Source organism: Allobosea sp., from assembly GCF_030694325.1.
Taxonomy (GTDB): Bacteria; Pseudomonadota; Alphaproteobacteria; order Rhizobiales; family Beijerinckiaceae; genus Allobosea.
On sequence record NZ_JAUXYO010000292.1, the window covers coordinates 1 to 9,904 of the forward strand.

The following is a 9,904-nucleotide window of genomic DNA, read 5'->3' on the forward strand; positions in this document are numbered from 1 at the left end:
GCCGGCCGACTACGCCGCGTTCTGGGCAGGCGTCGTGGAAGACGTCGTGGCGGGGCGCGTCATTCTCTTTGTCGCCCGATCGGCCGGAGAGATCGTCGGCACGGCCCAACTGCAACTCGTCGGCAAACCAAACCAGCCGCATCGCGCCGAAATCGCCAAGGTGCTGGTGCATTCGCGCGCGCGGCGGCGCGGTCTCGGCGCGGCCCTGATGCAGGCGGCGGAGGCGGCCGCGCGACAGGCGAAACGCGACCTGCTGGTGCTGGACACCGACGAGAACGGCGACGCGCGCCGGCTCTATACCAAACTTGGCTGGACCGAACTCGGCACGATCCCGCGCTACGCGCTGATGCCGGATGGAAGCGACTGCGGCTCGACCTTCTTCTACAAGGATCTGCGCTGAGGCGGCTTCAGCCTTCGGAGGGCTTGCGGAAATAGGGCTCGACCTCGCCCTTGAGCTTGACCGTCATCGGATTGCCGAAGCGGTCCTTGGCGTTGCCGGCGGTCAGGCGCACCCAGCCTTCGCTGACGCAGTATTCCTCGACATTGGTCTTCTCGACGCCCTTGAAGCGGACGCCGATGTCCCGCGACAACAGTTCCTCGTCATAGAAGGGGCTGTTGGGGTTGGAAGAGAGCCGGTCGGGCAGCGTGTCGGTCATGGGCGGACCCCTCGGGAATCGCGTGTCGGATGGCGGCCGGGCCGCGTTGGCGCACAGGTAGCGCGATCCGGCAGCGATGCCAAATCGCGGGGTTTCAGCGGCCGCCGGCCTGTTCGATCATGCGTGCGATCGTCTGCTGGCCCCGCTGGCGGGCATGGGCGAGAGGCGTCACGCCGTCCTTGTCGGCGAGGCTGGGGTTGGCCCCGGCGTCGAGAACCAGCCGCGCGACCTGCTGGTGGCGAGGGCCACCATCGCCAAGGATCACGATCTCCAGCAGGCAGGTCCAGCCGAGATCGTTGATGTGATCGAGGTCGATCCCGCTGGTCAGCAGGAGCTTGACCGCCTCGACATGGGCGCGCTCGCAGGCGGGGATCAGCGCATTGCCGCCATAGCGGTTGCGGATCGACAGGTCGGGCTTGCGCGGCAGCATCGCGGCGATGATTTCGGCCCGGCCCAGGGCTCCCGCGAGCAGCCAGGGCGTGTCGCGGTTGGCGGCGCGGGTATTGGGACTCGCGCCGGCCTCGAGCAGGGTCTTCGCGACGGACACATGGTCGCCGGCGACCGCGCGCAGCAACGCGGACCGCCCTTGCGCATCCTGTGCTTCCAGCGGAGCGCCGGATTGGATCAGGCGCGCGACCTCGTCGACGCGGCCCGCGGCCGCAGCCTCGATCAGGGTGGCGCCAGCGGCCAGGGCGGGACTGCACGTCATCATCAACCCCAGGGCGAAGCCGCACCAAGAGCGGATCGGCCTCACCGCGCCCCGTCCAGCAGGCGGCCGACCACCTTGGCGGTGTAGTCGACCATCGGCACGATGCGGGCATAGTTCAGCCGCGTCGGGCCGATGATACCGACGACGCCGACGATGCGCTGCTCGGCATCGCGGAAGGGGGCGGCGACCATCGAAGAGCCGGACATCGAGAACAGCTTGTTCTCGGAGCCGATGAAGATGCGCACGCCGTCGCCGGCCTCGGCCCGCGCCAGCAGGTCGATGACGTCGGTCTGGGTCTCGAGATCGCCGAAGAGCAGGCGGATGCGCTCGAGATCCTCCTGCGCCTTGAGGTCCTCCAGCAGATTGGCCTGGCCGCGCACGATGAGGTGGCGGTCGGAACTCGGGCCCGAGGAGGTGGCGATGCCGCTTTCGACCAACCGCGCGGTCAGCGAGTCGAGTTCGCGCTCCATCTGCTCGCGATGCTGGGCAATCTCGGCGCGCAACTCGCCCAGCGTCTTGCCGAGGATGCGGGCGTTGAGGAAGTTGGCGGCCTCCGTCAGCGCGGAGGCCGGCAGGCCGGGCGGCAGGCTCAGGAGCCGGTTCTCGACCGTGCCGTCATCGGCGACGAGCACGACGAGCGCGCGCGTCGGGTCGAGCCGGACGAACTCGATATGCTTCAACCGGGCATTGGCCTTGGTCGTGACGACGACGCCCGCCCCGCGCGACAGGCCCGAGAGCAGGGCCGAGGCCTCGGTCAGCGTGCCGTCGAGCGTGCGGCCGGTGGCGGCGGCCTTCATCTGCGCCTCGATGCGGGTGCGCTCTTCGGCGGTGAGGTTGCCGACCTCCATCATCGCATCGACGAAGAAGCGCAGGCCCCTCTCCGTCGGGAGACGGCCCGCGGAGGTGTGGGGGGCGTAGATGAGCCCCGCCAATTCGAGATCGGTCATGACGTTGCGCACCGTCGCCGGCGATAGCGCCATCGGGAGCAGGCGGGCGATGTTGCGCGAGCCGACCGGCTCGCCGGTGGCGAGATAGCCGTCGACGATCTGGCGGAAGATCTCGCGCGAGCGCTGATCGGTCTCGATCAGTCCGCTAGCGGTGTCGGGACGCGGCGTATGGGCGCTCATCTGCAGCGAAACGGCTTTCTCGACATGGGCTTATTGTTGATCCGCAGCGGCGCCCGATCAAGCGAAAACGCATGCGACCCCGGTCCGCCTTGCCGCACCCGCGGCGACCGCCTACAAGCCGCCAACCCCGAACAATCAGGAAATCGCCATGCGACCCTCAAAACGCGCCGCAGACGAAATGCGCAAGGTCACGCTCGAACGCGGCGTGGTGCGCTATGCGGAAGGCTCCTGCATGGTCTCCTTCGGCGAGACGAGGGTGCTCTGCGCCGCGACCGTCGAGGAGAAGGGTCCGCCCTGGCTGCGCGGTACCGGCAAGGGCTGGGTCACCGCCGAATATGCGATGCTGCCGCGCGCCACGCATGAGCGCAACCGCCGCGAGGTCACCTCCGGCAAGCCGTCCGGCCGCACGCAGGAGATCCAGCGGCTGGTCGGGCGCTCGCTTCGCGCCGTGGTCGATCTGACCGCGATCGGCGAGCGCCAGATCGTCGTCGACTGCGACGTGCTCCAGGCCGATGGCGGCACACGCACGGCCTCGATCACCGGCGCCTGGGTGGCGCTGCACGACGCGCTGAAGTGGATGGAGGCGCGCTCGATGCTGAAGGGCGCCAACCCGCTGAAGGACCATGTCGCGGCGATTTCCTGCGGCATCGTCGCCGGCAATCCGGTGCTCGACCTCGATTACGTCGAGGATTCCGGCGCGCAGACCGACGCCAATTTCGTCATCACCGGCTCCGGCGGCCTCGTCGAGGTGCAGGGCACGGCCGAGGGCGCACCTTTCTCCGAGGAGGAGCTGATGGCGCTGATGCGCCTCGCCAAGGGCGGGGTGAGCAAGCTGGTGGCGCTGCAGAAGGCGGCGGTGGCCTGAACAGCCGCCGTCATTCCGGGGCTTCGCGCAGCGAAGAGCCCGGAATCCATGACCACCGTCTCCTCCGGATATAGCGAAGACCTTTGAACGAGCTGGCCATGTGTTCGATCTATAACGACCTGTGTTCATGGATTCCGGGCTCGCTCCTGCGGAGCGCCCCGGAATGACGGCACAACACCGCCTCCTCACCGGCAAAGTCGTGATCGCGACCCACAACAAGGGCAAGCTCGTCGAGATGCGCGAGCTGATGGCGCCCTTCGGGATCGAGTTGGTCTCGGCCGGCGAACTCGGCCTGCCCGAGCCCGACGAGACCGGCTACATGTTCTCCGAGAACGCCGCCATCAAGGCGCAGGCGGCGGCGAAAGCCTCCGGCCTGCCGGCGCTGGCCGACGATTCCGGCCTCTGCGTCGATGCTCTGGACGGCGCGCCGGGGCTGTTCTCGGCCAACTGGGCCGGCCCGGGCAAGGACTTCAAGCCGGCGATGGCGCGCGTTCTCGCCGAGATGGCCAAGCGTGGCGCGACCGCGCCGGACCAGCGCAAGGCGCATTTCGTCTCGGCTCTGGTGATCGCCTGGCCGGACGGCCATGAGGAGCTGTTCGAGGGGCGCGTCCATGGCCGCATCGTCGATGCCCCGCGCGGGACGGGCGGCTTCGGCTACAACCCGATCTTCCAGCCCGACGGCTACGACGTGACCTTCGCGGAGATGACGAGCACCGTGAAAAGCGGCGCGGACGACGCGCTCTCCCACCGGGCGCGCGCCTTCAAGCAATTGGCGGCCGCCTGCCTCAGGGCTCCCGCGTGAGCGGCGCGGCCGCCCTCGCGCCGACCTCCCCGATCCTGCATCCGACCGCGGATGCGGGCTTTGCCGTCTATGTGCATTGGCCCTTCTGCCTGGCCAAATGCCCCTATTGCGACTTCAACTCGCATGTCCGGCTGCAGCCGCCCGACCAGGCGCGCTATGTCTCAGCCTTCCGGCGCGAGATCGCCCATCGGGCCGCGCTGGCGCCGGGGCGGACCGTCACCTCGATCTTCTTCGGGGGCGGCACGCCCTCGCTGATGGAAGGCCGCACCGTCGGCGCGATTCTCGACGCGATCGGCGAGGCCTGGGCGATCGACCCGCATTGCGAGGTCTCGCTCGAGGCCAACCCGACCAGCGTCGAGGCCGGCCGCTTCGCCGATTTCCGCGCCGCCGGCGTCAACCGGGTGTCGCTCGGCGTGCAGGCGCTCAACGATGCCGATCTCAAGGCGCTCGGGCGGATGCACTCGACGCGCGAGGCGCTGGATGCGGTCGCGATCGCCCGCAAGTATTTCGAGCGCTACTCCTTCGACCTGATCTATGCCCGCTCGCCGCATCAGACGCCGGCTTTGTGGCGGGCGGAGCTGGAACTGGCGATCAGCCATGCCGCCGAGCATCTGTCGCTTTACCAGCTCACCATCGAGCCCGACACGATGTTCGAGCGGCTGTTCAAGGCCGGCAAGCTCGCCGTGCCGGACCATGAGGCGGGCGCCGCGCTCTACGAGATCACGCAGGAGATCACGGCCAGGCACGGCCTGCCGGTCTACGAGATCTCCAACCATGCCCGCCCCGGCGCGGAGTGCCGACACAACCTCGTCTACTGGCGCTATGGCGAATATGCCGGCATCGGCCCCGGCGCCCATGGCCGGCTGGTGACGAGCGAGGGCCGGATGGCCCATTCGACCGAAAAGCGGCCCGAGGCCTGGCTGGAGCGCGTCGAGGCGGAGGGCCGGGCGCTGGTCGAGAACGAGCGGCTATCCACCGAGGCGCAGGGCGACGAATATCTGCTGATGGGGCTGCGGCTGGTCGAGGGCATAGACCCGGCCGTGTTCAAGGCTTTGTCGGGCCGCGCGCTGAACGAGCGCCGGGTGACCAGCCTCGTGCTCGACCGGCTGCTCGTCCGCAAGCCCGGCGGCAAGCTCGCCTGCACGGCCGAGGGTGCGCTGGTGCTGGACGCGGTGGTGGCCGATCTGGCGGCGTAAAGCGTAAAGCCTCGCTTTACGACGCGAGGCTAGGCTGCTATATCGTCCGGCAATGCGAATCCGGAATGTCAGGCACAGGGGCTTGCGCCGGCTGGTCGAGGCGGACGATGCGTCGGGCCTTCAGCCGCAGGTCGTCGACAAGCTCCGCAAGATGATCGCCTTCCTGCAGGACATGCAGGGCCCGGACGAGCTTCGTTTCGTCCCGCCCTGGAAGGCTCACCTGCTGACGGGCGACCGGAAGGGTGTCTGGAGCCTGTTCGTGACGAAGAATTGGCGCCTGACCTTCCGTATCGAACAGAACGACATCGAAATCATCGATCTGGACTACGAGGATTACCACTGATGGATGATGAAACCGCTCCCCGCGAAGGCTACCGGCTGAAAGCCCCGCCGCATGTCGGAAGCTTCCTCAAGTCCGAAATCATCGAACCCGCCGAATTGTCGGTGACGGCAGCCGCAGCCGTTCTGGGGGTCACGCGCCCGGCCCTGTCCGCCCTGCTGAACGAGCGCGCTGCGCTCTCCGCCGAGATGGCGTTGCGTTTCGAGAAGGCCTTTGGGCTGTCCATGGAGACGCTGATGCGCATGCAGAACAGTTTCGACATCGCCCAGGCGCGGAAGCGCGCGGGCAGCATCGACGTCAAGCCCTTCGTGCCTGCACCGAAAGCCGCCTGACGACTGCGACTACTGCGTGCGCGGTCCGAGATCGCGCGGGGCGGCGTTGACGGTGACGATCTGGCCGTTGCGCAGTTCGAGCACGGCGAGCCCGCGGTCGTTCTGGCCGTCCGGGCGGAAGCGGAAGACGCCGTCGGCGCCTGCGAAGCCCGAGGCGTTGGTCAGCACCGATTCCGAGAAACGCTGCGACCCTTGCGTGCGCGCCAGCGCCGCCGCCAGCGACACCGCGTCATAGGCGAGCGTCGCGGTACGGGTGGGAGCGCTGTTGAACCGCGCCTGGTATCGGCCGGCGAAGGCGTTGAAACCGGCCGTGTCGGGCGAGGCGAACCAGCCGCCCTGGATCGCCGGGACGCGCGCGACATTGGCGTCGTTCCAGACGCCGGTGCCGAGCGGCTTCACCCTGGCGGGGTCGTAGCCCGCCTGCTGCAACGCGAGGCCGAGCGCCGGCATGGTGTCGGCGGCGGCGGGCACGAAGAGCGCATCGGCCTGCTGCAGCGCCGGAACGAGGCGCCTCGCCGCGGCGGCCATGGAATTCGTGTCCGGCGAGAAGCGCTCGATCACGACGACGCGGCCGCCGCGCCCCGCGACCGCCTGCTGGAAGGCGGCCTCGACGACCTTGCCATAAGCGGTGTCCGGCACGAGGGCGGCGAAGGATTTGCGCCCCTGCTGCGAGGCGTAGGCGATGACGCGGTTGACGTCGTTCTCGGGCGGGAAGGAGAGCAGGTAGATGCCGCGGCCAGCGACGTTGGTGTCGCTGGAGAAAGCGATGACCGGGCGGTTGGCGGCGCGCGCGACCTGGCCTGCCGCCTGGACGGAGGGCGCGAAGAGCGGGCCGATGATGAGCTCGGCGCCCTCGGCGATCGCCTCCTGCGCCGCAGCCTGGGCGCCTTCCGGCGAGCCACGGTCATCCTTAACCAGCAGCGTCAGATCGGCATTCGGGAACTCGGAAAGCGCCATCTCGGCCGCGTTCCTCAGCGAATTGCCGACGACTGCCCCCTGCCCTTCCGCCGTCAGCGGCAGGATCAGCCCGACCTTGACCTTGCCGGTGCCGATGGTCTGGCCCGTGGGCTGCGTCTGCGGCGTGGCGGCGTCGAAGCCCGGCAGGCCGCTCGGTCCGCCGCTGCAGGCCGCCAGAGACAGGCAGGCGAGGGCCGCCAGCGAGGTCAGGCTACGGCGGCTGACCGGTTCCCTGAGCGGATGACGCGACACGGGCGATCTCCAGATCTCGTGCCGGACGGATGCAGGCCCGTTCGGCGTTACAGTCCCCCGACCGTGGGGACTCTCCTGCCAGTGCGGCAGGGTATTTTCAAGTTGTTAACTCTGAGTTGCGGCCGCTGGCGACGGAGCGGGTCGCCCGCGCGGATGGCGCAGCGGCGGCGGCTGTGGCAGGTTCGCCGCCATGTCGAGCCCTACCCCCGCCGCGCCCCGCGCACCCAGCTACACCGTCTTCGGGATCAGGGCGGAGGCGGAAGCGCTGGCGCCAGGCCTGCACATCGTCGCGACGCCGATCGGCAATCTGCGCGACATCTCGTTTCGCGCGCTGGCGACGCTGGCGGCGGCGGACGCCGTCCTCGCGGAGGACACCCGGACGTCGAAGACGCTGCTGGCGCATTACGGCATCTCGACGCCGCTCTACCCCTATCACGAGCATAATGCCGAGCAGATGCGGCCCAAGGTGCTCGCGAAGCTGCGCGAGGGCGGCAAGCTCGCTTTGATCTCCGACGCGGGGACGCCGCTCGTCTCCGATCCCGGCTACAAGCTGGTGGCGGAGGTCGTCGCGGAGGGCCTGCCGGTCACCGGCATTCCCGGCCCCTCCGCCGTACTGGCGGCGCTGGTGCTGGCGGGGTTGCCGACGGACCGTTTCTTCTTCGAGGGGTTCCTGCCGCCCAAGGCGGCGGCGCGGCGCGGGCGGCTGACCGAACTCGCCGCCATTCCCGGAACGCTCGTCTTCTTCGAATCGCCGCGGCGGCTGGCCGAGATGCTGTCGGACGCGGCGGCCGTCCTCGGCGAGCGCCCGGGCGCCGTCGCGCGCGAGCTGACCAAGTTCTACGAGACCGTGCGGCGCGGGCCCCTGTCGACGCTGGCGGCGCATTACGAGGGCGAGGAAGAGGCGCGCGGCGAGATCGTCGTGGTCATCGGCCCGCCCGGCGCCGAGACCGAAGGCGCCGCCAGCGACGCGGTCGGCGAGCGCTTGCGGATCGCGCTGGCCGACCTTTCGTTGAAGGAGGCGGTCGCACAGGTCGCGGCCGAGACCGGACAGCCGCGGCGCAAGGTCTATGCCCGCGCGCTCGAACTGACGCGGGAGGAGCCGTGACGGGCGCAACCCGCAGCCACCGCGCGCGCCGCTCAGGCGTCACGGGGCGGCGCGCGGAATGGCTCGCGATCCTCTGGCTCGGGCTGAAGGGCTATCGTCCGCTGGCGCGGCGCTTCGGCGGCAAGGGCGGCGAGATCGACCTGATCGTGAAGCGGGGCCACACCATCGCCTTCGTCGAGGTCAAGGCGCGTGGTGAGATGGAGGAGGCGCTGGTCGCGATCACCCCCGAGAAGCACCGTCTGGTCGAGGCGCGGATCCGGCAGTGGCTGGCGCAGAACCCCTGGGCGATGGCGCATCACCTGCGCGCGGACGCGGTCTTCCTCGCCCCCTGGCGCTGGCCGCGCCATGTTCCGGCGGTGGCCGAATTGGGGTTGTAGGGAGATGGGCAGCTCAGGCCAGCGCTCTCTCGCCTGACGCATGTTTCCAGTTCACGATGGCGCGTCGCGCAACGCGGGCGCTGGCCCTTGCCGATCACCCGCCCATCAGTCGATAAGGTCGCTCCAGAACCGGAGCGCACATCATGACCCTCAGCGTCGCCATCCAGATGGACCCGATCGAGCGCCTGCGGGTCGCCGGCGACACCGGCTTCGCACTGATGCTCGAGGCGCAGGCGCGCGGGCACACGCTGTTCACCTACACCCCCGACAAGCTCTCGATGCGCGACGGCAAGGTGACGGCGCCGATCCGCCCGGTCACCGTGCGCGATGTCGAGGGCGACCATTTCACCGCCGGGGCCGAGGTCCGCACCGATCTCTCGACGCTGGACGTCGTCCTCCTGCGGCAGGACCCGCCCTTCGACATGGCCTATGTCTCGACCACCCATATGCTCGAGCGCATCCACCCGAAGACGCTGGTGGTCAACGACCCCTTCCATGTCCGCAATGCGCCCGAGAAGATCTTCGTCACGCATTTCCCGGAGCTGATGCCGCCGACGCTGATCACCCGCGACAAGGCCGAGATCGAGGCCTTCCGCGACGAGTTCGGCGAGATCGTGATGAAGCCGCTCTATGGCCATGGCGGCGCGACGGTGTTCAAGACCAGCAAGGACGACCCGAATTTCGGCTCGCTCTACGACCTCTTCGCCAATCTCTTCCGCGAGCCCTGGGTGGTGCAGGCCTTCATCAAGGAAATCTCGGAGGGCGACAAGCGCATTATCCTGATCAATGGTGAGGCGGCGGGCGCGGTCAACCGTGTGCCGGCGGTCGGCGACCTGCGCGCCAACATGGTGCGCGGCGGCGCGGCCCGGCCGACGGACCTGTCGAAGAAGGAGCTGGAGATCTGCGAGGCGATCGGGCCTTCGCTGCGCGAGCGCGGGCTGCTGCTCGTCGGCATCGACGTGATCCATGGCAAGCTGACCGAGATCAACGTGACGGCCCCAACCGGCGTGCGCGCGATCAAGAAGCTCGGCGGGCCCGATCTCGCGGCGCAGCTGTTTGACGTGATCGAGAGCAAGCGCTGAAGCAGCGCCTGTCAATCGAGGGCTTTGCGCAGGTCACCGTTCGTTGCAACGTCAGCTTTTTCGCTGGCGTTGTCCTTCATTTCGACTTTGTAAGACCGCCATTT

The 9,904-nt window shown here is 68.9% G+C and carries 13 protein-coding genes; 9 read left to right on the forward strand and 4 right to left on the reverse strand.

The window, feature by feature from the left end; genetic code table 11:
• A partial coding sequence (locus tag Q8M82_RS18825; RefSeq protein WP_305692827.1) for a GNAT family N-acetyltransferase occupies positions 1–400 on the forward strand: 400 nt, incomplete at its 5' end.
• A 7-nt stretch (positions 401–407) separates the two neighbouring features.
• Here Q8M82_RS18825 and Q8M82_RS18830 read toward each other — a convergent pair.
• The 3 genes from Q8M82_RS18830 to hrcA all read right to left on the reverse strand — a co-directional run bounded on the left by Q8M82_RS18830 (position 408) and on the right by hrcA (position 2,492).
• Positions 408–656 (reverse strand): DUF3297 family protein, encoded by a 249-nt coding sequence (locus tag Q8M82_RS18830; RefSeq protein ID WP_305692828.1) that lies wholly within the window; start codon positions 654–656, stop codon positions 408–410.
• Positions 657–750: 94 nt separating this feature from the next.
• Positions 751–1,365, reverse strand: coding sequence for an ankyrin repeat domain-containing protein (locus tag Q8M82_RS18835; protein WP_305692829.1), 615 nt, complete (start codon positions 1,363–1,365; stop codon positions 751–753).
• A 41-nt stretch (positions 1,366–1,406) separates the two neighbouring features.
• Positions 1,407–2,492 (reverse strand): heat-inducible transcriptional repressor HrcA, encoded by a 1,086-nt coding sequence (hrcA, locus tag Q8M82_RS18840; RefSeq protein ID WP_305692830.1) that lies wholly within the window; start codon positions 2,490–2,492, stop codon positions 1,407–1,409.
• Between the two features lie 148 nt (positions 2,493–2,640).
• On the opposite strand from hrcA, the gene rph reads away from it, so the two are divergent.
• The 5 genes from rph to Q8M82_RS18865 all read left to right on the forward strand — a co-directional run bounded on the left by rph (position 2,641) and on the right by Q8M82_RS18865 (position 6,027).
• Positions 2,641–3,357, forward strand: a complete 717-nt coding sequence (gene rph / locus Q8M82_RS18845; protein WP_192643390.1) for a ribonuclease PH — start codon at positions 2,641–2,643, stop codon at positions 3,355–3,357.
• A gap of 163 nt (positions 3,358–3,520) precedes the next feature.
• Positions 3,521–4,159 (forward strand): RdgB/HAM1 family non-canonical purine NTP pyrophosphatase, encoded by a 639-nt coding sequence (gene rdgB, locus Q8M82_RS18850; protein ID WP_305692831.1) that lies wholly within the window; start codon positions 3,521–3,523, stop codon positions 4,157–4,159.
• Entirely contained in the window at positions 4,156–5,355 is a 1,200-nt protein-coding gene (gene hemW / locus Q8M82_RS18855; RefSeq protein ID WP_305692832.1) for a radical SAM family heme chaperone HemW, read from the forward strand. The genes rdgB and hemW overlap by 4 nt, the downstream gene beginning before the upstream one ends.
• Before the next feature lie 52 nt (positions 5,356–5,407).
• Positions 5,408–5,698 (forward strand): type II toxin-antitoxin system RelE/ParE family toxin, encoded by a 291-nt coding sequence (locus tag Q8M82_RS18860; RefSeq protein ID WP_305692833.1) that lies wholly within the window; start codon positions 5,408–5,410, stop codon positions 5,696–5,698.
• The gene (locus Q8M82_RS18865) at positions 5,698–6,027 is read left to right on the forward strand and encodes a HigA family addiction module antitoxin (protein ID WP_305692834.1); all 330 of its coding nucleotides are present in this window, start codon (positions 5,698–5,700) and stop codon (positions 6,025–6,027) included. The genes Q8M82_RS18860 and Q8M82_RS18865 overlap by 1 nt, the downstream gene beginning before the upstream one ends.
• A 9-nt stretch (positions 6,028–6,036) precedes the next feature.
• Here Q8M82_RS18865 and Q8M82_RS18870 read toward each other — a convergent pair whose 3' ends face one another.
• Positions 6,037–7,236, reverse strand: coding sequence for a penicillin-binding protein activator (locus Q8M82_RS18870; RefSeq protein ID WP_305692835.1), 1,200 nt, complete (start codon positions 7,234–7,236; stop codon positions 6,037–6,039).
• Between the two features lie 190 nt (positions 7,237–7,426).
• On the opposite strand from Q8M82_RS18870, the gene rsmI reads away from it, so the two are divergent.
• The 3 genes from rsmI to gshB all read left to right on the forward strand — a co-directional run bounded on the left by rsmI (position 7,427) and on the right by gshB (position 9,800).
• On the forward strand, positions 7,427–8,341 hold the full coding sequence (gene rsmI / locus Q8M82_RS18875; protein ID WP_305692836.1) for a 16S rRNA (cytidine(1402)-2'-O)-methyltransferase: 915 nt from the start codon (positions 7,427–7,429) through the stop codon (positions 8,339–8,341).
• Positions 8,338–8,718 (forward strand): YraN family protein, encoded by a 381-nt coding sequence (locus Q8M82_RS18880; protein ID WP_305692837.1) that lies wholly within the window; start codon positions 8,338–8,340, stop codon positions 8,716–8,718. Before rsmI ends, Q8M82_RS18880 begins: the two co-directional genes overlap by 4 nt.
• Positions 8,719–8,861: 143 nt before the next feature.
• Positions 8,862–9,800, forward strand: a complete 939-nt coding sequence (gene gshB / locus Q8M82_RS18885; RefSeq protein WP_305692838.1) for a glutathione synthase — start codon at positions 8,862–8,864, stop codon at positions 9,798–9,800.
• Positions 9,801–9,904: the final 104 nt, after the last annotated feature.

What these genes read in the sequence shown, in the direction of transcription:
- Q8M82_RS18830 (WP_305692828.1), bottom strand. Translation starts at nt 656, where the DNA reads ATGACCGACACGCTGCCCGACCGGCTCTCTTCCAACCCCAACAGCCCC.
- Q8M82_RS18835 (WP_305692829.1), bottom strand. Translation starts at nt 1,365, where the DNA reads ATGACGTGCAGTCCCGCCCTGGCCGCTGGCGCCACCCTGATCGAGGCT.
- hrcA (WP_305692830.1), bottom strand. Translation starts at nt 2,492, where the DNA reads ATGAGCGCCCATACGCCGCGTCCCGACACCGCTAGCGGACTGATCGAG.
- rph (WP_192643390.1), top strand. Translation starts at nt 2,641, where the DNA reads ATGCGACCCTCAAAACGCGCCGCAGACGAAATGCGCAAGGTCACGCTC.
- rdgB (WP_305692831.1), top strand. Translation starts at nt 3,521, where the DNA reads ATGACGGCACAACACCGCCTCCTCACCGGCAAAGTCGTGATCGCGACC.
- Q8M82_RS18860 (WP_305692833.1), top strand. Translation starts at nt 5,408, where the DNA reads ATGCGAATCCGGAATGTCAGGCACAGGGGCTTGCGCCGGCTGGTCGAG.
- Q8M82_RS18865 (WP_305692834.1), top strand. Translation starts at nt 5,698, where the DNA reads ATGGATGATGAAACCGCTCCCCGCGAAGGCTACCGGCTGAAAGCCCCG.
- rsmI (WP_305692836.1), top strand. Translation starts at nt 7,427, where the DNA reads ATGTCGAGCCCTACCCCCGCCGCGCCCCGCGCACCCAGCTACACCGTC.
- gshB (WP_305692838.1), top strand. Translation starts at nt 8,862, where the DNA reads ATGACCCTCAGCGTCGCCATCCAGATGGACCCGATCGAGCGCCTGCGG.